This window comes from Pontibacter akesuensis, from assembly GCF_001611675.1.
Lineage (GTDB): Bacteria > Bacteroidota > Bacteroidia > Cytophagales > Hymenobacteraceae > Pontibacter > Pontibacter akesuensis.
In genome coordinates, this window is sequence record NZ_CP014766.1 from 3,685,887 (window position 1) to 3,711,297 (window position 25,411).

At 52.6% G+C, this 25,411-nt stretch carries 20 protein-coding genes; 6 read left to right on the top strand and 14 right to left on the bottom strand.

All coding sequences use genetic code 11. From position 1 onward, the window contains the following. Window positions 1-53: 53 nt before the first annotated feature. The 10 genes from A0W33_RS15545 to A0W33_RS15590 all read right to left on the bottom strand — a co-directional run bounded on the left by A0W33_RS15545 (window position 54) and on the right by A0W33_RS15590 (window position 12,821). Window positions 54-2,426 (bottom strand): GumC family protein, encoded by a 2,373-nt coding sequence (locus tag A0W33_RS15545; RefSeq protein ID WP_068839033.1) that lies wholly within the window; start codon window positions 2,424-2,426, stop codon window positions 54-56. A 2-nt stretch (window positions 2,427-2,428) separates the two neighbouring features. Next, complete coding sequence (locus tag A0W33_RS15550; RefSeq protein WP_068839034.1) at window positions 2,429-3,193, bottom strand: polysaccharide biosynthesis/export family protein; 765 nt, start codon at window positions 3,191-3,193, stop codon at window positions 2,429-2,431. A gap of 330 nt (window positions 3,194-3,523) precedes the next feature. Continuing rightward, window positions 3,524-3,739, bottom strand: a complete 216-nt coding sequence (locus A0W33_RS15555) for a hypothetical protein (protein WP_068839035.1) — start codon at window positions 3,737-3,739, stop codon at window positions 3,524-3,526. Between the two features lie 266 nt (window positions 3,740-4,005). Next, window positions 4,006-5,307: a sensor histidine kinase gene (locus tag A0W33_RS15560; protein ID WP_068839036.1), complete on the bottom strand. Its 1,302-nt coding sequence runs from the start codon at window positions 5,305-5,307 to the stop codon at window positions 4,006-4,008. Beyond that, the gene (locus A0W33_RS15565) at window positions 5,291-6,670 is read right to left on the bottom strand and encodes a sigma-54-dependent transcriptional regulator (protein ID WP_068840179.1); all 1,380 of its coding nucleotides are present in this window, start codon (window positions 6,668-6,670) and stop codon (window positions 5,291-5,293) included. Before A0W33_RS15565 ends, A0W33_RS15560 begins: the two co-directional genes overlap by 17 nt. A gap of 63 nt (window positions 6,671-6,733) precedes the next feature. After that, window positions 6,734-7,915, bottom strand: coding sequence for an ABC transporter permease (locus tag A0W33_RS15570; protein ID WP_068839037.1), 1,182 nt, complete (start codon window positions 7,913-7,915; stop codon window positions 6,734-6,736). Further along, a complete protein-coding gene (locus tag A0W33_RS15575; RefSeq protein ID WP_068839038.1) occupies window positions 7,912-9,153 on the bottom strand; it encodes an ABC transporter permease in 1,242 nt (413 codons plus the stop codon). Before A0W33_RS15575 ends, A0W33_RS15570 begins: the two co-directional genes overlap by 4 nt. A 2-nt stretch (window positions 9,154-9,155) precedes the next feature. Then, a complete protein-coding gene (locus A0W33_RS15580; RefSeq protein ID WP_068839039.1) occupies window positions 9,156-9,857 on the bottom strand; it encodes an ABC transporter ATP-binding protein in 702 nt (233 codons plus the stop codon). A gap of 101 nt (window positions 9,858-9,958) precedes the next feature. Further along, complete coding sequence (locus A0W33_RS15585; RefSeq protein ID WP_068839040.1) at window positions 9,959-11,440, bottom strand: TolC family protein; 1,482 nt, start codon at window positions 11,438-11,440, stop codon at window positions 9,959-9,961. A gap of 136 nt (window positions 11,441-11,576) precedes the next feature. After that, on the bottom strand, window positions 11,577-12,821 hold the full coding sequence (locus A0W33_RS15590; RefSeq protein WP_068839041.1) for an efflux RND transporter periplasmic adaptor subunit: 1,245 nt from the start codon (window positions 12,819-12,821) through the stop codon (window positions 11,577-11,579). 196 nt (window positions 12,822-13,017) lie between these two features. On the opposite strand from A0W33_RS15590, the gene A0W33_RS15595 reads away from it, so the two are divergent. From A0W33_RS15595 to A0W33_RS15610, 4 genes are all read left to right on the top strand, one after another. Then, a complete protein-coding gene (locus tag A0W33_RS15595; protein ID WP_068840180.1) occupies window positions 13,018-13,458 on the top strand; it encodes a DoxX family membrane protein in 441 nt (146 codons plus the stop codon). A gap of 75 nt (window positions 13,459-13,533) precedes the next feature. Next, window positions 13,534-15,309 carry an aminopeptidase P family protein gene (locus A0W33_RS15600; protein WP_068839042.1) on the top strand — a complete coding sequence of 592 codons (1,776 nt, stop codon included), beginning with the start codon at window positions 13,534-13,536 and terminating at the stop codon, window positions 15,307-15,309. 541 nt (window positions 15,310-15,850) lie between these two features. Then, complete coding sequence (locus A0W33_RS15605; protein ID WP_068839043.1) at window positions 15,851-17,431, top strand: T9SS type A sorting domain-containing protein; 1,581 nt, start codon at window positions 15,851-15,853, stop codon at window positions 17,429-17,431. An 82-nt stretch (window positions 17,432-17,513) separates the two neighbouring features. Next, complete coding sequence (locus A0W33_RS15610; RefSeq protein ID WP_229802311.1) at window positions 17,514-18,467, top strand: AEC family transporter; 954 nt, start codon at window positions 17,514-17,516, stop codon at window positions 18,465-18,467. Between the two features lie 250 nt (window positions 18,468-18,717). On the opposite strand, the gene A0W33_RS15615 is transcribed toward A0W33_RS15610, so the two are convergent. Continuing rightward, window positions 18,718-19,347 (bottom strand): hypothetical protein, encoded by a 630-nt coding sequence (locus A0W33_RS15615; protein ID WP_068839044.1) that lies wholly within the window; start codon window positions 19,345-19,347, stop codon window positions 18,718-18,720. 133 nt (window positions 19,348-19,480) lie between these two features. After that, window positions 19,481-20,023, bottom strand: a complete 543-nt coding sequence (locus A0W33_RS15620; protein WP_068839045.1) for a CopD family protein — start codon at window positions 20,021-20,023, stop codon at window positions 19,481-19,483. Between the two features lie 209 nt (window positions 20,024-20,232). Between A0W33_RS15620 and A0W33_RS15625 the strand changes: the two genes are divergently transcribed. Further along, window positions 20,233-21,351, top strand: a complete 1,119-nt coding sequence (locus A0W33_RS15625) for an alanine racemase (RefSeq protein WP_068839046.1) — start codon at window positions 20,233-20,235, stop codon at window positions 21,349-21,351. Between the two features lie 45 nt (window positions 21,352-21,396). Next, the gene (locus A0W33_RS15630) at window positions 21,397-22,263 is read left to right on the top strand and encodes a glycoside hydrolase family 25 protein (protein ID WP_082815271.1); all 867 of its coding nucleotides are present in this window, start codon (window positions 21,397-21,399) and stop codon (window positions 22,261-22,263) included. A gap of 115 nt (window positions 22,264-22,378) precedes the next feature. Here the strand turns inward: A0W33_RS15630 and A0W33_RS15635 are convergent, their stop codons facing one another. Then, complete coding sequence (locus tag A0W33_RS15635) at window positions 22,379-23,425, bottom strand: hypothetical protein (RefSeq protein WP_068839047.1); 1,047 nt, start codon at window positions 23,423-23,425, stop codon at window positions 22,379-22,381. Window positions 23,426-23,501: 76 nt separating this feature from the next. Continuing rightward, entirely contained in the window at window positions 23,502-25,298 is a 1,797-nt protein-coding gene (locus A0W33_RS15640; RefSeq protein WP_082815272.1) for a glycosyltransferase, read from the bottom strand. Between the last annotated feature and the right edge of the window lie 113 nt (window positions 25,299-25,411).

A 25,411-nucleotide genomic window follows, 5' to 3' on the forward strand; every position in this document is an offset into this window, starting at 1 on the left:
ATGCTGCTGTAGCCGTTTGTTTAAGGTGAGAATTTGGGGAGCAGGCAGCTCAATCAGGCATAGTAGTAATGCGCCTTGCGTTTGTAGCCATACTCGTAGGTCTTGTTGTAATTCACATCGTTGATGATCATATAGAGGTTCTTTACCTTTCTGGAGGCATGCAACTCGTTGATCTGAGTCAGCAGGTTGCGGTCGGTATACTTATGTTTCACTACATACAGGTTCACATCCATGTGGCGCATCAGCACGAAGTATTCAGACACGAAGCCGATTGGGGGTGTATCGATCACGACGAAATCATACCGCTCCTTTAGTTCGTTCACCAACTCCTGCATTTTTGGCGATTCCAGCAAATGCAGCGCGTTTTCAGGTATAAACCCGCACGGAATAATATCCAGGTTCTCCACAGGCGACTTCTGTATAATCTCGTCAAGTGGCTGTCCTTGTGTCAAATAAGATGACAAGCCGCTGGTCTCGGACACAGGGAAGTATTTGCTGAAAGTTGGCTTGCGCATATCCGACTCGATCAATACCACGCGCTTGCCTGATAAAGCCATTTCGGAGCTGAGGTTCACCGAGCAGAAAGTTTTGCCTTCGCCGGAGATAGAAGAGGTAACCCCAATCACCTTAAAGCTGTTGTCGGCCATCAGGTACTGCAGGTTAATGCGGATAGACCTGAAGGATTCAGCAATAGCGGAGCGTTGGTTGTTAAGCACCGCCAGCTTATCTTTTCTGGTGCCATGCGCCACCACTCCCAAAAACGGGATGTTGGTGATGTTGCCAAGGTCTTCTTTGCCCTGTACGGTAGTATCTGCGCTGTTCATCAGCACAATGAAACCCGCTGGTATGGCCAAACCAATCATAAGCGCCAACAGGTAGATCATTTTCGGCTTCTTGTTCACCGGCCCGTTTCCTACCATAGAGGCATGGTCCACAATCTTCTTATCGGTGGCGTTGGTGGCAAGCGCTATGGCTGCTTCAGAGCGCTTCTCCAGCAGGAAGTCATACTTCTTGTCAATAAACTGCGACTCGCTCTGCAGGTCCATCAACTTGCGCTCATTCTCCGGAAGCGAAGCTAGTGTCGCTTCGATCTCAGCGATACGGCGATCCAGGTTCTTGATGGAGATGTCGGATGATTGTATCAGGTTCTGTATGTTGGCTTCAATAGCACTGCGGGTGCTGGCAATCTGGCCATCCAGTTTCCTGAAAATCGGGTTGTCCTGGGTGGCGTTTTCCTGGTAGCCGGCCTTCTGCTGGTTCAGCTCCGCCAGCTGCAAAAACAGGTTGTTCAGCAGCGGGCTCTGAATACCGGAGACAGTAGGGGAGACGGACTGGGCAATACCGTTTCCGTTCTGCACCTGGTCCAGTATGTTGGCATAGTAGGAGCGGTCGGTGGTGAGCTTAGCCTTCTCTGCCTCCAGCTGCGAAAGCTTTTCGTAGCTGATGTTAGACTGCACATTGATGTTGGCAATACGGTTGTTTGAGCGGAAAGCCGACAACTGCTGCTTGCTTTGGCGCAGCGAGTCTGACAAGGTAGCCAGCTGACCGTCAATAAACTCCAGTGTTTTTAAGCCGTTCTGGTTCTTCTCCTTCAGGTCGTTGGCCACGTATTCGGCCATTAGCGTGTTCAGGAAAGCCACCTGCTTGTCAGGAATGGTTCCTTGGCTTTTAAATACCAGTACGCGTGCTTCACGATCCCAGGGGGCCACTTCCAGGGCAGCCTGTTGCTGCTTTACCTGACTGTTAAGGCTGTTGATCACAAAGTAATATTCTCTGCCCCGCGCCAGGTCCTCTTCTTTGTTGCGGTTCAGGGTAAAGCTCATGTACTTGTCCTTGTAGGCTTCGCCATACTTCAGCCGCTTGGTCATTTTAACCACAGGCAGCGACTCCACGGTAGCATGTGTGCCAAAATCATAAAGCGGCACATTCTCGGCCTCCATACGGATTTCGTACGTCTGCTCGTCGATTGGGCGCACATAGATAGGCACATCCACCAGTTGGTTGGAGGTGGTGTCGAGGTCTACTTCGTAAGGAGCCGTTTCATACTGCTCCTCCACTACCAGCTCTGATATGTTGTTGAGCCAGTGGTCTGTTACTTTATAGTATGATACCGTAAAATCCAGGTTTCGCAGCGCCTGCTTCACCATTTCGGCGGACTGCAGCAAGCTTACCTCATCCTCTACTTTGATGCCTCTGCTCTGTACATCAAGCACCTCCAGCAACTCCTGCGCTTTCTTGGAGCCGGTTTGCTGATCGCCGAGAAGTAAAGTGGATTGGAAAGCGTATATGCGTGGGGAAGTTTTAACGTAAACGTAGGCTGCCGCCAGGGCCAGTGTGGCACTTATCGCAAACAGGTACCACTTGGTCTTAAACTTGAAGAACCAGCTCTTCAAGTCTATCTCATGCTCATTCTTCTTCTTCTTCATTTCTACTTAAACACATTGTATAACAGGGATCCTGTGGAGATAAGGCCCAGGATAGTTGTGAGCACGATCAGGTTGTCGCGCTTAAGCTGGGTTTGCCTTGGCTCCACGTAAATCACGTCGTTCGGCATCAGGTAATAGTATGGTGATTGTACGAGGTTCGGGTCCTTGAGGTCTAATAATATTATCTGCGAGTTCTCGCCCTTCTGGCGTATCAGCTTCACGTTGTCTCTGTTGGCACCCTGGGTCAGGTCGCCGGCCATACTTAACCCCTCGAGCAGGTTAGCCCGCTCGTTGTAAATATAGAAGTGGCCAGGATTTTTAACATCGCCCAATACGCTGATCTTAAAGCTGATGAGCTTCGAGACAACGGTGGCGTCAGTAATGTAGCGGTTCAGGTTTGTCTGGATCAGTTCCTGGGCCTGGGTAGGCGTCAGTCCGAGCACCTTCACCTTCCCAATCACCGGCAGGTTAATGTTGCCTTCCGTATCAATGGTATAGCCGCTCATGTACATGCTACCCGGATCAGACACCCCGAAGGCGCTGTTAGGATTGATGATGTTGAACATGCTCGACATTTCCGGATCGATGCTCAGCACCTTTACCGACAGCACATCGTTTGGCTGCAGTTTGTAAGCCGTGAAATTGGACTGAAAATCGGTGGGAGTGTTCCTGTTGAGGCGCTCGCCCTGCAGGTATACTAACTCCTTTTTAGTGACGCAGGATGTTGCGAACAGCAGGAACAGGAGAAAATAGACTGTATTTCTCATATATGGTTGTAAGGGTGTAAAGCGTGTCTGCACCAGATAATGGGCTGTTGACATGCTTTTAGTTAGGGTTTACTTATGGAACTTAGCTATCGCGGAAGCGATAATTCAGGATAGTATACTTTTACTGCGGCAAAAGGATTCCTTTTTATCACAATATTTAAAAACTTTAATAAACGAAATCGCCCTGCTGCGGTGTGTCAGGAGCTTAAGCGTCTTAGAATTAATGTGTTTTAAAAAGAGGCAGTGCCATGGCGGGTGGTAAACGATAAGGCCACTCCTCAAAATAGGGGAGTGGCCTTATCTGCGTTGTTAAGATTATGTAAAGCTAACTTATTCTATCCATTTCGTGCGGCGCTGCCGCTGGTTTGCCGCCGGCTGCTGCTGCTGAACCTTAATGCTGTCTTTCGGGAAACGGATCAGCTGTTGTGCATAGCCGTCCATGTGCTCCACTATGGCGCCTTTGAGTCTCCAACCCTGTGGCAGGAAAGCTGCCACTTCCAATGCCAACCCTTCCAGATCGGCTGCGATAATGATATTGTATTCCATAATTCCTTTGGGGCTAACTATAGAACCAATATACTAACAATAGGTATAGGTTGTGCGGGCGCGTTACGAAAAACTCAATGAAAAGGTTATTTTCTTTTTAATCTTTAGCTATATACTTCTATAGTTACATTCTTGGTAACCGAAGTCGCTTTTTCTACTGCTATAATGCTATATTCAGGTTTTAAAGGCGTTGTATTTTTAGCCATACGCAAGCTAATTTTTCTACCTAAGCCTATCTATACCTGCTGTGCAGCGCAAGTTTATACTTAGTGAAGCCTAATGGTGAAGGAAGTATGGGCGCTGCCGTTTGAGCTAAGCGAGAAGGTGAAGCCGTGGTTCATCAGAATGTCCCGCACCATGGTGAGACCGATGCCCTGACCTGTCTTTTTGGAAGTATAGAATGGTGTGAACAGGTGCTGCTGCACCTCCTCGGGTATGCCGCCGCCACTGTCTTTTATCACCACCTGCGGCGGGTTGTGCTGCGTCTGCAGCTGAATGGTGCCGTCCTCACCGATGGCCTCCATCGCGTTTTTAAGAATATTCAGAAGTGCCTGCTCCATTTGCTGCCTATCAAGGTCCACCTCAAGAGGCTGCGCAGCCAGCAGCCACTCCATTGAAATGCGACGGCGCTCCAGCTCAGGCTTCAGCAGGCGGTGCAGGTCGTGGAGCAGCGCGTGCAGGTCAGTTAGCGTTTTGCGGGGCTGAGGCAGGCGCACCACGTCAGCAAAGTTGGCCATGAAGCGGCTTAGGTTGGTGTTGCGGTCAATGGCCACCTGCAGCACGTGCGAGAAATCTGGCTGGTGCTCCTCCTGCAGTTGCGGCGTGTAAAACTCCAATGAGCCAAGTATGGAGTTGATAGCTCCGGTAGTGTTGTTCACCTCATGCGACATCACCCGGATTACTTTTTCGTATGCCTGCCGCTCATTCTGAAGTATGGCTTCGGTCAGTTCCTCTATCAGAACGAAATAATGCTGGAAGCCGCGGTCCATGAAATGGGCGCGGTGGCAGCGGTAAGTCCAGATACCGTGCACACGGAACGTGGTGGATTGGCCCGTAGGCAGCACCGACAGTTGCTGCGCCCATGTAGAGGGCAGTTGGCTGATGTGCTTGCCCAAAAGCTCTGAGGCGGGTTTTTCCAGGAACCGCTCTGCCGCCGGGTTTATACTTTCCACCTGGTTATCGAAGCCCAAAAGTATAATACCGGCAGGGGAGGCCTGTATCAGCTTGTCAAGCAGAAAGTGCTTTTCTGCCTGTGCCACGCGCTCCCGGCGCAGCTGGTCGATCATGCGGTTGTACACGTTCACCAACTCGTCCAGGTCCTGCTGGCCCACTGCCATGAACTTCGTAGAGAAATCCTTATCCCGGATAGACTCAATTCCGGCGCGGATAAGGCTTAAAGGCTTAAAGAAAGAGCTGTAAAGCTGAAATGTCACAAAAATGGAGCAAATAATGAGCAGCTCCATTCCCAGAAATAGGTACTTGTTCTGCTGCAGCACAAAATACGCCAGCACCACCATCAGGCCATGAACCAGCACGGCAAACAGGATGAACTTACTCCGCAGCGTCATACGGGATGTTGAACTTGTCGAGGCGACGGTAGAGGGCGGCACGGCTAAGGCCCAGCGAGCGTGCCACCTTGCTGATATTGTTGTGGTAGAAATCCATCGATTTCTTGATCATCGAAGCCTCTATCTCGTCCAGCGTCATGGTGCCCACAGCGGGAAGGGCTTTGTCGCCGGGCTTGGCAGGGCTTTGCTGTGCCTGTGCCTGGAAATCCACTGCCTCCAGCACATCTCCCTCAGCCACCAGCACCGCGCGCTCCACCAGGTTCTTCAGCTCCCGAATATTACCAGGCAACTGCAGCTCTTTTACCCACTGCAGCGCCTTCTGGCTGATCTGCAGGTCCGGGCGGTGGTAGGTTTTCTTCAGGTTCTCGACAAAGAACTTTACCAGCAGCGGAATATCCTCCTCACGCTCGCGCAGGGCCGGCAGCTTCACCTTAATCAGGTTGATCCTGTAGTATAAATCTTCACGGAACTTGCCTTCCTCCACCAACTGCGCCAGGTCTTTGTTGGTGGCGCACACCACGCGGATATCGAGTTTGCGGGAGCGGCTGTCGCCGAGTACCTCATAGGTGCGGTCCTGCAGCACGCGCAGCAGTTTTACCTGGCTGTTCAGGTCCAGTTCGCCAATTTCATCGAGGAAGATGGTGCCTTTGTTCGCCATCTCGAAACGGCCCATCCGGTCGGCTTTGGCATCGGTGAAAGCACCGCGCTTGTGCCCGAACATTTCGCTCTCGAAAAGGGTGGAGGAGATGCCGCCCAGGTTCACTTTCACAAAGGGCTGTGCCTTGCGGAGGCTGTTGCGGTGTACAGCCTCCGCAATCAGCTCTTTACCCGTTCCACTCTCTCCTTCTATCAGCACTGAGGCATCTGTCGGAGCTATCTGACCGATGCGCTTCAGGACCTGCAGTAGCTTTGGGTCCTGGCCCACAATGTAACCCAGGTCGTACTGCTGGTCCAGCTTATTGCGGGTGAGGGCATCGCCACTGTCGGGAACCTGCTGAGAGAGGGAAAGGGCGGTGCGCACTGCCTGGAGCAAATACTCATTGCTCCAGGGTTTGGTGATGAAGTCGGCGGCACCAAGGCGCATGCCCTCTACGGCGAGGCTGATGGAACCCCAACCGGTGATAAGTATAACCGGGAGCTTGGGGTATAGGCCCTTCATCTTTCCCAGAAGGTTCAAACCGTCATGCCCCGCCGTATCCATAGAGTAATTCATGTCCATGATCACGAGCTGCAACGGGTGTTGTCGGGCCAGGCCCACTGCCTCTTCCGGCGTGGAAGCCTCTTTCGTCGTGAAGCCGTTCTGCTTCAGCAACAAACTTAGGGAGGCGCGGATGGCAATATCGTCGTCTACAATCAGGATCATGGTGGGCTGAATGGTTGTTGCTGTTTCAGGTATAAAGATAAAATTTTTACGCATAGGTAAATGCTACTCCTCATGCAAAGCCGTGGCGGGAAGTATGGCTGCGGCTTGTCGGCTGGGATAGAAGGCGCACAGGGCTGTGAGCAGGTAGATGATGCCAACAGCACACAGCAAGGCTGTGAAGTATACTTCCGATTCTACCTGAAAAACCTGCAGCAGCGGAAACTGCACCGCAAAGAAAACGCCCAGCAACAGGCCAAACGTAGCCAGCACCAGCACCTCTCCTATAAACTGCCAGTAAATTTGGGTTGAGGCTGCGCCAAGTGCCCTGCGCAGCCCAATTTCCCCATTTCGGCGGCTGATGTTGTACCAGAGCACACCGAAAAGCCCCAGCGCTACATTAAGGATAAGGAACCCACAAACCAGCCCCAGTGCGATCATGGGAATCAGGGTTAGCTTTGATTTACTCTGTCGCATTTTTTCCAGGGTGGAAACCTCTAATGTCCAGTCCTTGGAAATACCGGAAATCTCACGCACCATTTTTTCCTCAAAAGCCACACCAGTGCCTGGCTTCACCCGGATCAGGAGTTCGCTCCAAAAAGAAGTGTTGCTTTCAGAAAGGTTGATACGTTCAAAAAAAGCAGGTTCTTCGGCCGAGAATTCGCTGGAGGCCCGGTAGTGATCTAATACGCCTACGACCTGGTAGTTAATCGTGTCATTTTTCGGGAACACCTTACCCACGGCATCCTCCTCCCCAAACAGTTGTTGTTTCAGTTTGCCGTTAATTACAATCGGCACGTGGTGCGTGGCATCGTCTTGCGGCCCAAACCAGCGGCCTTGGCTTACCTGCAGTTGCATTACATCCTTAAAGTCTTGCTGCACATGGTATTCGTCTGCCACCAGCTCTTTTACCTTGCTATACGATAGGAAAGTATTCATCCGGCTAAAGGCAAAAGGAGCATTGCTTGTGGTGAGGGAGGCATGATTCACTTCATCGAATGCCCGTACGCGCTGTATCACCTGCTCCAGGTTTTGATGATTGAGGGCAGCGGAATCGGTACTGGGGCGCATCGTGAGCAGCCACACGCTTTCATGTTTAAATCCCAGCGGTTTGGTATAGTTGCGCACGTTATAGAAAATGAAGCTTAGCACTGCAAACAGTACCAGAAAGCAAAAGAAGATTTCGGTGATCAGCAGGAAGTTACTTTTCTTCCGGTTCCAGATCAGTTTAAAGAGATGGCGTATCATTTCGAGCCTCCTTTCAGCGCCTCTACGGCATGTAAACGTGACATTCTATAGGCAGGGAGTACCCCTGAAATCAATCCAAAGACAAGACAGAGCACCAAACCCATGGCAAACACACGCAGGTTCAGCCCCAGGTTGGCATATATTATAATGCCGCTGTCGTTGATGAGCCAAAGCACCGCTGCCGACAGTGCAAAACCCAGCAGCCCGCCAAGGAGCGTCAGGAAAATGTTCTCGATCAGGAACTGCCCGATGATGGTGGAGGAGGTAGCGCCGAAGGCCTTACGTACACCAATTTCGGAGGATCGCTCCATGATGCGGCTGATGTTAATGTTCACCAGGTTAATAGTAGGCAGCAGCATGAACAGGAACGCCAATCCGCCGAGGAGAACATAGAGCAGGCCCACGCCTGGCTCTTTTCCGTTGTTTAAAAAAGTGCGGGCGATGCTTTCCAGAAACGTGTCAGGGAAGGAATAGAGTTGAGATCTATCCTTGCTATGCTGTCGCTCCAGTTCCTGCATCATGGCGGCATACTCTGCTTTTATTTTAGGCACGTCTCCGGAATTTTTGGCCTTGATGGTGGCAAAATAGGAGCCACGCAGCCCCGGCTTGTTAAAGTCCTGGCTTTTGAGCGTGATTGGCACCCATACATCGGCATAGGACTGCACGCGCAGCACCGGCACGTTCTCCACCACGCCCACCACTTTGTACTTCACCTGGTCTACCTCTATGTACTGTCCAATCGCTTCGCCTGTGCCGAAATACTGTTTGCGGGTATTTTCGTTGATTACCGCTACCCGGCTGGCACTTTCTACTTCCTGGCGGCTGAAGGCACGTCCCTGCAGGAAGTTAAATTCCAGAATGTCCCAGAACTCGCGGTCCGTATACTTGATGTCGATTGCCAGTTTTCGGTTGTTCACGTAGCTGTTCACCTGGTAAAAAACAGAGTTGATGGAGACTTCCTCAGGTGATTTCAAAGTGCGCACGTGGCGGTCCAGGAAATAGTAGCTGGGCGGTCCGCTGCTACTGTAGCCCTCCTCAGAGAATTCACGCATCTGGTTCACAAACAGGAGCCGGTCCGTGTCCCGTTCCGGCATCTGCGGCCCGAAAGTATGATCGAAGAGCGAAGAAGCCACCACCAGCACCATTAGGGTAAAGCTGATGCCGAAGAGGCTGATGAAGGTAAAGAACCTGCGCCGCAGGAGCACCTTCCAGGCAACTTTTATATAGTTCTTCAGCATGGCTATACTTGTTGCAGGTTGGCAAACACTTTGGCGTCGGATACTTGCTGCCCGTCTGAGAAACGCACCAGGCGCTCGGTTTTCTGAGCCATGTTTTCATCGTGCGTCACCATCACAATGGTGGTTCCTTCCAACCTGTTCAGTTCCAATAAAATCTGCATAATCTCTTCACCCATCACCGAGTCCAGGTTTCCGGTAGGCTCGTCGGCAAGTATAATCTGGGGCGCCCCGATCAAGGCTCGTGCAATGGCAACCCGCTGGCGTTGCCCTCCCGACAATTGGCCAGGGTAGTGCTTTGTGCGGGCGCTCAGGCCTACTTTCTCCAGAGCAACCCTGGCTTTTTTGGTGCGGTCTGAGGCTGAGCTGCCTTTGCGGTAGAGGAGGGGCAGCTCAACATTATCAAGCACGCTCAGGTCATTTACCAAGTGGTAGCTCTGGAAAACAAACCCGATCTTCTCATTGCGAATATTTGCCAACTCGGCGTCCTTATAGCTGTGGATCGGCTTGCCGTCAATTTCCACGAGGCCGCTGCTGGGCACATCCAGCAGGCCCATGATGTTGAGCAGCGTGGACTTGCCGCAGCCCGATGGACCCATGATGGAAAGAAATTCGCCTTTCGGAACCGTCAGGTTCACGTTCTGCAGGGCCACCGTCTCAATGGACTTGGTTTGGTAGACCTTCTCGATGTTTGATAGCGTGATCATAGTTTTAAATTAATGCTTTTACAGATTCTATTGCTGCTGCTTAGTAGATAAATATGTTGACCGTTGTGGTGTGTTAAAATATTCTGCCGTTAGTAGTTTGATCATAGCTTCTCCTGTTCTTTTGCCTGCAGCACTTCCTGGCGCTCAAAGTCATAAAGCGTCAGTTGGCGAAGCTGGTAAAAGGCCTCCCAAAAAGCGCTTAGCGAGGCAATGTAGGCGCGTGTGGCCTGGTCTTTCTCGGCAAGGGCAATGTTAAGTTCTGTAATGCTGATGCGGCCGATCAGGAAGGTGTTCTTAGCTATTTCATAGCGTTCTGTGGCAATGGCATCAGCCTCGGCTGTGCTTTTGATGCGTTCCCGGAGCGTGTTGTACTGGTTCACCTGGGTGATCACAGCCTGCTCAAAATTTGTTTCTTCCTGGCTGATGGTATAAGCCACCAGCTGCTGGTTCAGGGTGGCTACTTTGGTGATGGAGCGCTGGCGGCCCCAGTCGAGGAGCGGCATGCTGAAGCCCAGGCGCGCGCGCTGCTGGTTCTCCGGGTGACTGTAAATGTCTGACAGGTACTGGCCCTGGTCCGTTAAGCCGAAGGTGGCAAATATGCTGGCGTTAAAACCGTTGTCGCCACGGGCTTTGGCAGTCAGGCTTTCGGCCTCCAGCAACCTGCGCCGGAAATTTATACTTTCCTTGCGGTTCTTTTTCGCCTCTGCCAGGGCTACCTCCGCCAGCACCACTCCCTCTGGTAAATTGGTGGGTGCTACCAGGCTGATGCTGTTGCTTTGCGCCAATCCCACGTAATTGCTTAGTGCCAGTGCGGCGGTTTGCTCGTCCAAAGAGGCTTGTGCCAGGGCAAGATCGGCGTTCAGCACCGCCAGGCGCAACTGCAGCAGGTCGTTTTTTGATAAGCGGCCCAAGTTGTACTTCTCCTGAGCCACCTGGTACAGCGTATCGTTGCTGGTTCTGTTTTGGGCGGCGATGCGCTGGTTGATCTGGGCCAGCAGCAAATCGAAGTATAAACGAGTGGCGGTTACGGCTACCTGCTCCAGGTCCTCCACGTACTGCTTCTGCGACTCTTCGTAACGCAGCGGCTCAATTTTCCGCGTCCAGCGGAGGGCGTTGTAGGCAAACAGCGGCTGCTCAAATCCGATGATGGCGGGGTTGCTGTTGTAGCGCGTCATCTTGCGTTCAAAGTCATCAAAACGCTGCATGAGCGAAGTAACAAACACCCTGCCGCCGGTCGGGCTGATCACCTGGCTCAAGGTAAGGCCAATGTCTGAGCTGTTGATAGTTACCGGCCGGAATTCGATGGTGCCGTCTGGCTGAATTACAGGATTAATTGTGCGGCTGAAATCAGGGAGCGTGCCAGAAAGGCTGAGTTGGGGGCGGTACTCCGAACGCACACTGCGCCACTGCCAGTAGCTCGTTTCCCGGCTGGTCTCCACCTGCAGCGCCTCCGTAGACTGCTCCTGCGCCAAAGCAATCACCTCCTTCAGGCTTAGTTGCCGGGTAGCAGGCTGTGCCATACTTGGGCCGCAGGGCAGCACGAAGCACAAAAATAGCAAAGTATGCGCAAAAAGGTGTTTCATAATTTTATTTAGGGACACAAGTAGTAAGACAAAAGACACTAGATTTTATAAATTTAAATGAAGGTGATTCTACTTAGATGCAATGGCTTTTTCTAAGTATGCATGATGCTCGAGTTTATTATTAAAGTATAGCGGCTCATTTCAGCTTTACTTTTTCCATGTGCTGGAATTCCTTCATCTCTGAGACCACCACCACATCTCCTGGCTGCACGCCTGTTTCCAATTCCACGAAATCGCTGTTGCTTACCCCAACTTTGGCAGGCGTGCGGATGAGTTCATCTCCACGCAGCACGAACACCTGGTCTTCTGAGGCGCTGTTGAAGTATGGCCCGTTCTTTACCCGCAGCGTATTAGGCTTGGTGGCGGTCGTAACAAACACCTCCACGCGCAGGCTCGGCCGCAGCACCTGGTGCGCCTCTTCTGAAAGGGCCACATAAAAGGTGATAGTGCCGTTGCTGACGGTGGGGTTGATGGATGAGATGGTACCTGCCAGGTTCGTTTCATTGACACGCACAGTGGTTGCGTCGCCTAAGTGCAGCTGCTCTGCAAAAGCATCCGATATGGTAGCCTGCACCCGGAAACTGCTGAGGTCAGCTAGCCGCGCGATTACTTCGCCAGCGTTCACGTTGCTGCCCACTTCGCTGTTTACCCACGTGACCACCCCAGGGCTGGAAGCACGCACCTCTGCCTGCTGCATTTTGCGCTCCAGCTCCTCCAGCGAGCGGCCGTTCATCGCCAGCGTGAAGCCCAGTTCCTGCTCATCCGCTTTCAGGAGCTTTCGTTCACTGGCAATGTCACGCTCTAGCTGCGCCAGCTCCCGCTGCGCAATCTTCAGGTTCAGTTCAGCCTGCTTTACCTGCTCCAGTGTGCCACCGCCTATCTTTAGCAGGTATTGCTCATCTTCCAGCCGCGCCTGCAGGCTTTTCACGTGCATGCGCTTAATAGCCAGTTCCGATTCCAGGCCATTGAGTTTCTTTTCCAGTTGCAGGCGCAGCTGCACGCTTTTGTGCTGGTTCAGCTGCTGCTCGTCTTTCATTTTGTCGTAAGCGAGTTGGGTGAAGGAGCGGTCGAGGAGGAGCACCTGGTCGCCAGCCTGCACCTGTGCACCTGTGCTGCGCACCACCTGCTCAATGCGCGCCTGTATAGGGCTGGTGAGCACCAACTCATGCTCCGGCACCACTACGCCTGATGCAGTGAGCGTAGCAGCCACCAATCCACGGGACACAGTGGCCGTTCGAATATCGCTGCGCGCAATACCCGGCACTAGCAGGCTCCTGAAACCTAGCACAGCTACAAGTACCAGGGCTATCGCTACCCCTATTTGCCAGAGGCGCTTTTTCTTTTGAGCTTGTTTGGTAGCGGCTGATAATTCGCGATCCATCGTTCTGATTTATTAATTCTTCAGAGCTATATAGCCAATTTAAATGCCAATAGTATAATACATTGTATATCAATTAATTAAGAATATTTGCCGCGAATTTAAGTTAGATATAAGTGTTCAGTTATGAACAGGTTGTTCGTTTTTAAGAGGTCGGATTTGCCGCTTTGTGCCCTTGTTTTCCGTAAGTATGGAAGCCATGAGAAACGCAGCTTTAAGTTACCTTCTTGCCCGCCTGCCCATTGGCATGAGCATGCTCGGCCACGGCATAGTGCGCCTGCCCAAACTAAATGAATTCAGCGAGGGCATGGCCGCTAACTTCAACAATACCTGGCTGCCACAGGCATCGGTGGAGGTGTTTGCCTATTTCCTTCCCTACCTGGAGCTGAACATCGGGCTTTTGCTTTTGCTGGGGCTGTTTACCCGCGCCGCATCAGTGGTGGGAGTCTTGCTGATGGTGGTGCTGATCTTTGGCTCCAGTCTGCAGGAAAACTGGAGCGGCGTAGCCATCCAAATGTTCTATGGCTTATACTTCGCCCTGCTGCTTGCCTTTGAGCACAAGTATAACCGCTACTCCATCGACAACGGCATCCGGGGCCGCCGCAGCCGGAAAAAGAATGCCGCCGCGGCAACTAGCTAAGTACGATTAACGCGCATCAGCCAAGCATTTCTCCCCATCTTTCGTTAATTTGCCCTAAACCGAAAATTTGAGCAAATGACCTACAAAGAAAGACTAGCAGCCATTCAGAGCCAGATGAAAGGGGAGGGTGTGAGCGCCTACATTATTCCGTCGGCCGATCCACACATAAGCGAATACCTTCCAGACCGTTACAAATGCATTGAATTTGCCTCGGGCTTTACCGGTTCGGCTGGCACGCTGGTGATCACGCAGGACTTCGCCGGCCTCTGGACGGATGCCCGCTACTTTGTGCAGGCAAATGAACAATTGGCCGGTACCGGCTTTGAGCTGGTAAAACTACAGGCCCAGGGCGCACCGGAGTACATCACCTGGCTGGCAGACCGCCTGCCGGAGGGCGCCACGGTGGCGTTTGATGCGAAGCTGATCTCGGTGGGGCTGGCGCAGCAGCTGGAATCCATGCTTTCGCCGCTGGGTATCAGCCTGAACAGCGACCGCGATTACCTGGACCCGATCTGGCTGGAAAGGCCTGAACTCCCGGTAGCTCCTGCCTTTCTATTGGCAGAAGATACTGTGGGGGAGTCGCTGCAAAGCAAGCTGGAGCGGCTGCGTGCGGCTCTGAAAAAGCACAGAGCCGAGTACCACCTGATCTCTTCGTTAGATGACCTGGCCTGGCTCTTCAACCTGCGCGGTTCCGATGTGAAGTGCAACCCGGTGGTGCTAAGTTTCGCGCTCATTGGACAGGAGAAAGCCATTCTTTTCATCAACACCACCAAGCTTAGCGACGAAGACCAGCACCGCCTGGTAGAAGCAGGGGTGAGCCTGGAGGCATACGACCTGGTGGAGCGGGCTGTAGCCGGTGTACCGGGCAATAGCATTCTTATTGACCCGAAGCGCAACTGCTATGCCTTGTATAAAATGCTGCCAAAAGAGGTGCGCGTGATACAGGAGACCAACCCGACCACCCACTTTAAAGCCGTGAAAAACGAGGTGGAGGTGGCGCACATCCGCCAAACCATGATCAAAGACGGCGTGGCGCTGACGCGTTTCTTTAAGTGGCTGGAGGAGAACATCGGCAAAGAGAAAATTACAGAACTGTCTGTGGCTGCCAAGGTGCGCGAGTTCAGGGAACAACAGGAGGGATTTGTGGGCGAGAGCTTCGATACCATTGCCGGTTATAAAGCACATGGGGCCCTGCCGCATTACCGGGTAACACCCGAAAGCGACGCTGAACTGCAGCCAGATGGCCTGTTCCTGCTTGATTCAGGCGGTCAGTATACTTCCGGCACCACGGATATTACGCGTGTGGTTTCGCTGGGCAACCTGACCGAGGAGGAAAAAACAGACTATACCCTGGTGCTGAAAGGAATGATTGATGGCTCCACGGCCCGCTACCCGAAAGGCTCCAAAGGGTACCAGATCGATGCTATTTCGCGCAAGCCGCTTTGGGACTATGCCCGCAACTATGGCCACGGAACAGGGCATGGCGTAGGCTTCTTCCTCAATGTGCACGAGGGCCCGCACGTACTGAATGCCTCACCAACAGCAGTGGACCTGGAACTGGGGATGATTTCATCCGTGGAGCCGGGCATCTACCGCAACGGCAAGCACGGCATCCGCATCGAAAACCTGGTGCTCACAGTGCAGGACGAAACGAACGAGTTCGGTGAGTTTTATACGTTCGAGCACCTGACCATGGCGCTGATCGATACCACGCCGATAAAGAAGGATTTGCTGGAGCCACACCAAATTAAATGGCTGAACGATTACCACCAGCAGGTAATCGAACGACTCGGCCCGCACCTTGAGGAGGAGGAACTGGCCTGGTTAAAGGAAAAGGCGAAGCCCATCTAGTTGTAGGTTTTTCAGAATGATGGAAGGCACAGGCAACAGCTTGTGCCTTTTTCTTTTTAAACTGGTGCAGGCGCCGGCACAGAGAACAGTTTTGCCATTGCGAGCACAGTGGAGGCAGGAGCAGCATAGAGCGAGCGTAGCCCTAAGGAATCTATCCGGAATTCTAAAAAATCTCTCCTGTCGTCGGATGAGAATAAAGGGAAATTGTGGGTGAAGAATTTAACAGTTGTGCTCGCCTCTATTGAGAATCATTCAAGTACAATAGCGCCAAGTATGCGTTTGCAGCACCAAGACACAAGCAGACTCTGTTCCCCAGGCTCTCTTCACTATAATTCGATCAACAAATAACGAATAACGAGCAACGAATATCGATACCCGTGCGATCAACTAACAACGAGCAGCGAACAACAAACTTAAGTAGTGTAGAACGGAAAGCAGACAGTCGTGCAAGTATAAATTTCCCTCAAAAAGCTTCTGTTCCCGCAACCTTTCCGACGAAAAGGAATAAAAGTAGAGGTTGAGTATCCTTTACGCGTATCCTATGAATTTTTCATCTCTACTGAAACCATACCTGGCAGCGCTTGTCCTTGCCTTGCCGCTTGCTTCGTTTGCGCAGCGTACACCGCCTGCCGCCTCTGAAACAGTTAAAATCGAGGTGCCGGCAACGATGCGGAACGCTCCCTTCAACGTGGACCGTTTCGCGACAGTGCCGCCCAATTTTAAGCTGGAAGTATTCGCCCGGGTAAGTGGCGTGCGGTTTATGGCAACCGCCCCGAACGGCGACCTGTTTGTCTCGATGCCGTGGGATGGAAAAGTGCGGGGACTGCACCAAAGAGCAGATGGCACCATCGAAGAGTATGATTTCGCCACCGGGCTGCAGCGACCGCATGACATCGTGTTTCATAAGATAAGCAACACCCAGTATGTTTACATTGCCGAAAAGAACCAGATCAACCGCTATACTTACACCAACGGCGACAAGCAGGGGCAAAACCGGGAAATTGTGGTAGCCAACCTGCCTGATGAAACGCTCTCAGAATTGAAGGGCACCTATGGGCACGTACTCAAGAACATAGCCTTAGACAGCAAACATAACCTGTATGTATCGATTGCCTCTACCTGTAACGCCTGTGTGGAGGATACGCAGAGCAATCCGAAACGGGGCGCGATTTACGTGTACAACGCAGATGGCAGCAACCGTCGCTTGTTTGCCGAAGGCATCCGGAATGCCGAGGGACTGGATTTTGTGCCCGGCACCGACGAGCTGTGGGTAACGGTAAACAACCGCGACAATGTAGCCTATCCGTTAAAGGACGCTACCGGCAACTACGGCAAAGTGGTGCAAAGCTACGTGGATAATAATCCGCCAGAGGCATTTACGCTTGTACGGGATGGAGGCAACTATGGCTGGCCTTTCTGCAACCCGGATGCCCGTCAGGGAAAGGATAATATGCCCTACATCAATGATGTGCAGCTAAACCCTGACAATACGGTGGATTGTAACGGTATGACGCGCATCAGCAAGGGCATTCAGGCACACACGGCGCCACTGGGGTTGCTGTTTACGCAGAACACCGCGATGCCGCAGCCTTACCGCAACGGAGCACTCATCGCCCTGCATGGCTCCTGGAACCGCTCTAAAGCTACGGGTTACAAAGTGATCTACTTTCCGTGGCAGAACGGAAAACCCGGTGAGCAGGTAGATTTGGTCAGCGGTTTCCTCAACAGCGACTCCACCGAAGCCTACGCCCGCCCTGTAGACATTACCGTGGGGCCCGATGGAGGTTTATTTATCTCGGATGATAAGGCACATGTGGTGTACAAACTTTCCTATACCGGGCCGTTGTCATCAGCAGCTAAAGCGCAGTTGGAGCGCGCCGTGAAAGTATATCCGGTACCAGCCAAAGGCAACATCAAACTGCAGGTAAACGGCCTGAAGAAGCCGGAAGTACGCTTTATACTGACCAATGCCCAATCGGCCACGGTGCTGGACGTAACACAGCAGCTAAGTGGCGGAGGAAACAGCATAGAGCTGCAAACAGAGCACCTCGCGCCCGGTGTGTACTTCCTTAGCGTTGTTTCAGAAAATACACGGGTTGTACGGCGGGTGGTGCTGCAGTAGCAGGCAGGTGCTGGCTGCGAAAGTATAAATGCAGAAGGAAACCCTCCAGCTATTTTAGTTTTCTGCTTTCCCGGCCTTACCTTTGGGTGTTGCGGCTAAGCTGCGGCAGTCACAGAAGAACCTGATGGGCAGTTTTATACTTTTATTTGGATGCCTGGGGCTGGGAGTGCTGCTGCAGCGCTTCAGGGATTTCCCCCCGAACTCGGCGCTGGTCCTGAACCAGTTCATTATCTACATTTCGCTGCCTGCACTGGCTCTGTACTTCATCCCGGAAGTGACGCTGGACAGTTCGGTGCTGTTACCGGTGGGGCTGGCCTGGATATGCTTTGCCGGTGCAGCCTTGTTTTTCTGGAGCCTCGGGAAATCCTTCGGCTGGTCTAAAAAGCTGATCGGTTGCCTTATACTTACCGGCGGCCTGGGTAATACTTCCTTTATCGGCTTTCCGGTAATGGAAGCGCTTTATGGCAAAGAGGGGCTAAGGACAGCCATTCTCATCGATCAGCCGGGATCTTTTATGGTGCTTTCCACGCTGGGCATTGCCCTGGCTGCGGCGCTATCAAAAGGGAATGCCGACGCGGGTGTGATTGCCCGCAAGATACTACGCTTCCCACCTTTTCTGGTGTTCATGCTGGCGCTCGGCCTTAACATACTGGATCTCCACTTTTCGGATGATCTGAAAGAGGTATTTCAGCGCCTGGGCAGTACCGTTTCACCTCTGGCCCTGGTGTCGGTGGGGCTACAACTACGGCTGGAGCGGCGCAGCAAGCATTGGGGGTTCCTGGCGCTCGGCCTGACTTACCAACTGATGCTGGCACCGCTGCTCATACTTGTCATTTATGTGTGGGGACTGCATGTGCGCGGCACACTGGCACAAGTATGTGTGATGGAAGCTGCCATGGCTCCCATGATTACGGCCAGCATCGTGGCCGCCTCCTATGGCTTAAAACCCCGCCTGGCCAACATGATGATCGGCTTCGGGATCCCGCTCTCCTTCATCACCCTGACTTTCTGGTATTGGGTGGTGCAGGGGATATGATTTCGTTGTTAGTTTTTCGTTGATCGGGTGCGGGGTAATAGCGGGTTAGACGTTGTTTGCTTTAAGGGGTTTGACAGTATTCCTCTCAAGCATTTTCTCCTCCTTTCTGTCATCCTGAAAGGATCTTAGTGGCGAGAAGAGAGGCTATTACTTTACTATCACGCAACGCACATCGCAACCAAGATCTTCGCAAAATAACAAGAGAAGTATAGTCCCTCGAAAAACGATCAACGCGTAACGTAAAACGAACCTACTCCTGGTACGTGTCCAGTTTGATTTTTTCGATGAGAAGGTAGTTTTTAAACTGGTGGATCATTTTGTCCATTTCCCGCTCCTTTGTGCTTAGCGCCTCCATTTCCTCATCAGAGGTTTCGAGCACAGGGCGCAGGCGGAACAGGCTGTCCTGCAACTGTGGAATGGCGGCTTCGGTGTGTTCGCGCATTTCAGGGGGGATGCTGTTTGCCTCCAGCGAGCTTTCGAGTTCTTTGATGTACATTTCCAAAAACTCCACCATGTGCCAGGGGTTGTTCGGACGGTTCCAGGTAAAATTGGTGTTGCAGCGGCGGCAGCGGTAGGTATTGCTTTTCCAGCCATGCTCGTTTGTAGCCACGCTCTGTTGCTTCAGCATGTCTGCCTTGTGGCACTTGGGGCACTGGGCATTGTCCTGAATGATGTTGTTAAGGCGCTCCCGTTTATCAAGTATGGCCGTGCGGTTTTCAGCGTGCGTCAGCAATTGCGTCTCCAGTTTCTGGCATGCCTGTGTTAGTTGCTGGTGCTCGTGGCTTAGCTCCCCCGTCTCCATCAGCAGCGTGGCGCGCTTGCTGAAAAAACGGATCAGCTTAATCAATTCTCGCTCGTTGGCCTTCAATGCATTATTCATACTTACAAAGATAGCCCTTACAGAAGGAATTATGAATTCTGAATGATGAATTCTGAATTAAATTCCTCTATGAGCAGGGAATTCAACAGCCATTCTACACCCAGAGTTTCTAACCTTCTAACCTCCCAACTTTCTAACTTTTGCCCTCTCTTACTTTTTTGTAGATGCGGATGGCCAGCATTAAGATAGCAGAAAACAAGATCAAGCCAACAATACCCCAGAGCATGCTTAGCGAGCTTTTCAACACCACCAGGAACACAATGCTGATCAGGAAGAGGGTGGCCACTTCGTTCCAGATGCGCAGCTGCGTTGAATTATACTTGAGGATGCCTTGCTGCTGCTGTTTGAAGATGGCGTGGCACAGGAAGTGGTACACGTACAGGCCAAGCACAAACGCTATTTTCCAGATTAGCCAGCTTGGAAACGGGTCGTATAGGTTTAGGATGATGACAATACTGGTGCCGAAGATCAGGGTAAGTATGGCGGAGGGCCAGGTGATACCGTACCACAGGCGTTTCTGCATCAAAGAAAACTGCTTTTGAAGTATAGCGCGCTCCGGCTCTGGCTTTTCAGCGGCTTCGGCATAGTAAATAAACAGGCGAACAATATAAAATAGGCCTGCAAACCAGGTAACCACAAAAATGATGTGCAGCGCCTTGACGTAAAGGTAGCTCATAGCTAGTCTTGATTTTTTACAAAGGTACTGGAAAATGCCTTGCCGCCGCCGCAGGAGCGGGAGGAAATAGGTGCCGCTCCTGTTGTAGCAATTCAGTTTTCCTGCGGACAAGCCAGATTCCTTTGCCACCAAAACCTGCCACGGGTGTGCGTTTTTTTACGAACTTGTGTAACTTCACAGGATTTGCTACCATTTGCGAAGAATTGAACATGAGAATTACGATACCCACACTACTACTAGATAAGGATAAGGCAAAGCGCAACATTCGCCGCATGGCTGACAAGGCTAAACGAAACAGCGTGCGGTTGCGCCCACACTTCAAGACGCACCAGTCGGCACAGGTGGGCGAGTGGTTCCGCGAAGTGGGGGTAGAGGCGATTACGGTATCTTCGGTGCGCATGGCCCGCTACTTCGCCAACCACGGCTGGAAAGAAATTATGGTGGCTTTCCCGGTGAACGTGCTGGAAATGGAAAGCATAAATGAGCTTGCTGGCCGCATAAAACTGCACCTGGTGGCAGTAAACGAGGATACGGTGGCCGTGCTGGCGAATCAGTTGCAGCACCCGGTGCACCTGTCGCTCAAAATAGACACGGGCTACCGCCGCACGGGTATCCTGGCCACTAACTACGAGGAACTGGACAGTATCATGCAGCAAGTGCAGGGGCAGGAAAAGCTGCTGTTCGAGGGGTTTGTGGTGCACGACGGGCACACCTACAAGCAAACGGATGTAGACGCCATTCAAACCATCCACAATACCTCGGTGTATCAACTGCAGCAGCTGCGCGACCGCTATAAGTCCCGGTTCCCGAACCTGCAGCTCTCCATTGGCGATACGCCCTCCTGCAGCATCATCGAAACACTAAGTGGGGTGGATGAGATACGCCCGGGCAACTACGTTTTTTACGACCTCACGCAGCAGCGCATCGGCTCCTGCAGTTTTGATGATATTGCCGTTTGCATGGCCTGCCCGGTTGTGGCAATGCACCCGGAGCGGGGCGAAATTATACTTTACGGCGGCAGTGTTCACTTCTCGAAAGACGTGCTGCTGCAGGAAAACGGCTCTACGGTGTATGGTCGTGTTGTTGAGTTTGCCAGCAACGGCTGGTCTGCACCGCAGGAAGGCATCGAGGTGGTGTCGCTGTCGCAGGAGCATGGCGTGGTGAAGGCCTCGCCGGAGCAGTTTTCCAAGTATAAAATAGGCGATCTGATGGGCGTGTTGCCGGTTCATTCCTGCCTCACTGCCAACCTGATGCAAGGCTACACCACCACCGACGGAGCGCAACTTGAGCACCTGACGGGCCTGCCGCAGCGGGAACTCATTTTTTAACGCAAGTATAGCCTAAGTTTTTAATTTAACTGCAGGAGACAACGCATGGCTGCACGCACAAAGCAACCGGTGGATGAATGGCCCATCCCCAAGCCTAAATTGCCCCCCAGAAAGATGAAACCGCCTGTTCCGAAGGCGCCTGCACCGGTAAAGCGAAAACCATCCGCAAAAAAGCCACGCAGGAAGAAAGGCCAGCAGCCGCCCCGTCGCTTCTGGATTGGCTTGGCTTTGCTGCTTGCCATCATTGCCCTGGTTTTTTATGTGGAGTATTTCGTGGAGAAACCGGCACCTGTTTGGCCGGAGGGACACACGGTGTACGGCGTGGATGTGAGCCATTACCAGAAAGAGGTAGACTGGCAGCAAGTGCGCGAAAACCAGATCGCCTTCGCTTTTGTGAAAGCCACCGAGGGTGTTTCGTTGAAAGACAAGCACTTCCAGCGGAACTGGGCAGGAGCCGACTCGGCGGGCATTATCCGGGGAGCCTATCATTTCTACCTGCCTTACCTCGATCCGGAACAACAGGCGAACAACTTCCTGGCTACTGTAAAGATCTCGTCCGGCGATCTGCCGCCCGTGCTGGACATTGAAGTGCGTGGCCGGAAATCAGCTGCGCAACTGCGCAAGGATTTAAAAGTATGGCTTGATGTGGTGGAGAACGCCTACGGCGTCAGGCCTATCATTTATACCGGGTACAGCTTCTATATCGATTACCTGGCCGGGCATTTTGACAGTTATCCACTCTGGATTGCCCATTACGATGTGCCGAAATTAAAAATAGAGAAAAGCACCACCCGCAAACTGCACTTCTGGCAGTACACCGACATTGGCGAGGTAGGAGGCGTAGAAGGCAGGGTGGACTGCAACGTTTTCTACGGCAGCATGCGCGACCTGCGGGAAATGTGTGTAAAATAATCTACTTGAAGAGACCTATCCATCAAGTATAAAAACAAAAATATACCATCAGATCTGGCAGAAACAAAGAAGGCGCAGCTTACTGGCTGCGCCTTCTCTTTTGATCTTATGCTGCTTAATACCTGTCAGAGCCACGATCGTGGTCGCGGTTCCAGGTACGCGTGCGGTTGTCGCTGCTCACGTAGTTGCTGGACCTGCCAGACCTGCCCGATGAGCCACTGAAGCTTTTGTTCGGGTCATAATCGTAGTCGCTGTCGCGGTGCTGGATGCGGTTGTTGTACTGATCGCGCGCATACGTGTCGTTCGGGTATTCATCTCCAACATTTCTGCTGTAGTTGCTGCTTCGGCCTACCGAGCTACCGTAGTTCGAGTTGTTTCCGCCGCGGTCGTAGCTGCCCATAGAACCGTAATTGCCGCTGCCGTAGTCGCTGTTGGAGTTGCGGCTGTAACCACTGCCCATGTAGCTGCCCTGCGAGCCACCGTAGTTAGAGGAACTTCCTGATCCCTGGGACCCGTAGCCCATGCGTTGGTTACCGTAACCACCACGATCTGATTCACGGTCGAAACGGTAACTGCCGCTGCCCCGGTTGTAGTTGTCGGAATTGAAGTCATAGTTTCCCTGGTCGCGGCCCTGGAATCTTCTGGATACGTCAGAACCGTACAGGTCCGGCTGGTCGTCGTTGCGGAACGCGGAACCGTGGCTATCGAAATCGCTCTGGTAGCCGTGGCTGCGCTCGTGGCCCTGGCTGCCATAGTTTGGACTGTAGTTGATGCTGGTGCCCGGGCTGCTCAGGTTGCTCTGCCTGTTTTCGTCCGGAGAGCCCTTGCCGCTGTAGTAGTTGTAGCCGCTGCCTTGCTGGTGCTGGCCACCTCTCGCTGTCCCGAAGCCCTGCGCCCCGCCATAGCTGCCCATGTTGCCATAGTTGCGCGATGTGCTGTAGGTGCCGTACGTATCCTGGTTGCTGGTATTGCGGGAGCCGGCCATTTCGTTGCCCTGGTTGCCCCAGGTGCCGGTGTGGCCTTCGTTGCCGTAGCCGCCCCGCGCAGAGGAGCCATAGTCATCGAAACGGTAATCTGAATCTCGCTCCGGGTGGCGGTACCGGTCAGAGCGGCGCGTATTGAAATTTCGGTTGTTGTCGCGGTTTGAATAGTCACTGATCATAGCTTTAGGATATATAGGTTAAACAAGCGTTCAATACCCTACTAAACGGGGAGGGGCTGCACGGGGTTAAGGAATGTTACCCGATGCGCAAGGTTAGGTTGCGCTTATACACCGGCTCCTGCTTTACCTGCTGTTCAACCTTCGATGCTGGCTTGGCCCAGTAATCCACCCAATCCTGCTTAAAAAGCACAAAGGACACAGACACCATCGCCGATACCACCACCAGCACTAGGGCAGTGCTGCGGATGCCGTAATAAAAGCCATGGCGGGTGCGCCACACACCAAACCGCAGCGGGCTGAACACCGGCTCCAGCAGGGAGGCATGCAGCACATTTTGCCGCACCCATTCCATAAACCGCTCCTGGCCAATAATCACAATGCTACCCACAATCGCCACGTTAATCAAAGCAAAGCCCGCCATCATCTGCACGTAAGGGTTATCGTACAGGTGTCCGTATACTTTCTGGCTGTACATGATGGCACCTATACTTAGCGCGCAAATCATGGTGTTGGGCATGCTCAGCAGGAAGTTGTTCTTCGGCTTGTCGTCTTTTGGCGTGGGGATGTAGGGCACCTTTACCCGCAGAATAGAATAAATCAAGCCCAGCAAAAACACCCACCAGGTGCCGGTGCGCAGAATACCCCCAAACAGGTGAAATCCGTTTTCGTTCTTCTCGTGGTACCAACGCTGCGCAAAATGGCGGATGCAGAGGGAAATGCACAGAAAAGGTGTAAACATGATCAGGAACTCACCCAGCGACACATACCACGGAAATTCAGCCAATAGCAGCGCCAGCACCGGAATCAGGAAGTCAATGAGGTTAAACAAGCCGAACAGGTAGTAGAGCGGCAGGGAAAAATAGTGAATCTTCTGGCGGAAGGTAAAGTGGCGGAAAAGCTTCGGGTAGACAGCAAACAGCAGCTCAAAAGTGCCACGGGCCCATTTTACCTGTTGCTTGTAGTATGAGGATAGCGTTGCCGGCACGAGTCCGCGGGTCAGTATCTTAGGTACGTAGGTTGATTTCCAGCCTTTGGCGTGCAGTTGCATGGCCGTATGCATGTCTTCCGACAAGCCTGCCGCATGGCCTCCGATGCTGTCGAGCGCTTTTCGGCGGAAGGTGCAGTTGGCGCCGATGGCTTGCACGGTGCCGTAGCTGTTCATGCCCATCATCATGGGGCCATAAAAGCTGTAGGTCTGCTCGGCGGCGCCATAGGCTACCAGGCTCTCCTTTTGATTGCTGTACGCCTGCACCACCTGCACAAAGCCAATCTCCGGGTCTTCGAAGTAAGGGAGCACCTCATCGAGAAACTCCGGCTGTGGTACGTGGTCGGGGTCAAGTATAAGGCAGATATCGCCTGTGGCTTGCTTCAAAGCATTGTTGATGTTGCCCGCCTTGGCGTTTACCTTCACTGTTCGTGTTACATGGCGCACACCCAGGCGCTCACAAGCAGCCTTCAGCACCGGGTCGTCGCCTTCGTCGCAGAGGTAGGTGGTATGCGGGTACCTGATGCGCTGTATGGCCTCCAGTGTATTGATGATCATGCTGTGCGGCTCCCCGGGGCACGCAGTGGTGAGCACATCCACGGTAAAGGCGGTGCGCAAATTCGGCTTAACAGGAACGCTAACGGCATAGTAGTGGTACCACTCGTGCAGCGTGCGCAGCAGTTTAAACCCCAGGGCCGTGGTCAGCAGCCAGTAAAGCGGCTCGTAGCCAATGTGGTCCTCATCCAGAAACCAGTACAGAAACAGTACCATGGTTAGCAGGCCCAGCCAGATCATGAACCGTATCGCCTGCACATCCTTTCTGAAAGTGTCCGGCGCTGCCTTTATAAGGGGAGAAGATAGCTTATTCTCGGTCGCAAAGTCTAACATGCTTTGTACTGCTAGGCAGACATTTTAAAGGGTGTTTAACTAATAGGATTATGGAGCTGAAAGAGACAGGGTACTACAGGTGCAATATTTTAGCTGATCATACCGCCTCTACC

What these genes read in the sequence shown, in the direction of transcription:
- A0W33_RS15545 (WP_068839033.1), bottom strand. Translation starts at nt 2,426, where the DNA reads ATGAAGAAGAAGAAGAATGAGCATGAGATAGACTTGAAGAGCTGGTTC.
- A0W33_RS15550 (WP_068839034.1), bottom strand. Translation starts at nt 3,193, where the DNA reads ATGAGAAATACAGTCTATTTTCTCCTGTTCCTGCTGTTCGCAACATCC.
- A0W33_RS15555 (WP_068839035.1), bottom strand. Translation starts at nt 3,739, where the DNA reads ATGGAATACAATATCATTATCGCAGCCGATCTGGAAGGGTTGGCATTG.
- A0W33_RS15560 (WP_068839036.1), bottom strand. Translation starts at nt 5,307, where the DNA reads ATGACGCTGCGGAGTAAGTTCATCCTGTTTGCCGTGCTGGTTCATGGC.
- A0W33_RS15565 (WP_068840179.1), bottom strand. Translation starts at nt 6,670, where the DNA reads ATGATCCTGATTGTAGACGACGATATTGCCATCCGCGCCTCCCTAAGT.
- A0W33_RS15570 (WP_068839037.1), bottom strand. Translation starts at nt 7,915, where the DNA reads ATGATACGCCATCTCTTTAAACTGATCTGGAACCGGAAGAAAAGTAAC.
- A0W33_RS15575 (WP_068839038.1), bottom strand. Translation starts at nt 9,153, where the DNA reads ATGCTGAAGAACTATATAAAAGTTGCCTGGAAGGTGCTCCTGCGGCGC.
- A0W33_RS15580 (WP_068839039.1), bottom strand. Translation starts at nt 9,857, where the DNA reads ATGATCACGCTATCAAACATCGAGAAGGTCTACCAAACCAAGTCCATT.
- A0W33_RS15585 (WP_068839040.1), bottom strand. Translation starts at nt 11,440, where the DNA reads ATGAAACACCTTTTTGCGCATACTTTGCTATTTTTGTGCTTCGTGCTG.
- A0W33_RS15590 (WP_068839041.1), bottom strand. Translation starts at nt 12,821, where the DNA reads ATGGATCGCGAATTATCAGCCGCTACCAAACAAGCTCAAAAGAAAAAG.
- A0W33_RS15595 (WP_068840180.1), top strand. Translation starts at nt 13,018, where the DNA reads ATGAGAAACGCAGCTTTAAGTTACCTTCTTGCCCGCCTGCCCATTGGC.
- A0W33_RS15600 (WP_068839042.1), top strand. Translation starts at nt 13,534, where the DNA reads ATGACCTACAAAGAAAGACTAGCAGCCATTCAGAGCCAGATGAAAGGG.
- A0W33_RS15605 (WP_068839043.1), top strand. Translation starts at nt 15,851, where the DNA reads ATGAATTTTTCATCTCTACTGAAACCATACCTGGCAGCGCTTGTCCTT.
- A0W33_RS15615 (WP_068839044.1), bottom strand. Translation starts at nt 19,347, where the DNA reads ATGAATAATGCATTGAAGGCCAACGAGCGAGAATTGATTAAGCTGATC.
- A0W33_RS15620 (WP_068839045.1), bottom strand. Translation starts at nt 20,023, where the DNA reads ATGAGCTACCTTTACGTCAAGGCGCTGCACATCATTTTTGTGGTTACC.
- A0W33_RS15625 (WP_068839046.1), top strand. Translation starts at nt 20,233, where the DNA reads ATGAGAATTACGATACCCACACTACTACTAGATAAGGATAAGGCAAAG.
- A0W33_RS15630 (WP_082815271.1), top strand. Translation starts at nt 21,397, where the DNA reads ATGGCTGCACGCACAAAGCAACCGGTGGATGAATGGCCCATCCCCAAG.
- A0W33_RS15635 (WP_068839047.1), bottom strand. Translation starts at nt 23,425, where the DNA reads ATGATCAGTGACTATTCAAACCGCGACAACAACCGAAATTTCAATACG.
- A0W33_RS15640 (WP_082815272.1), bottom strand. Translation starts at nt 25,298, where the DNA reads ATGTTAGACTTTGCGACCGAGAATAAGCTATCTTCTCCCCTTATAAAG.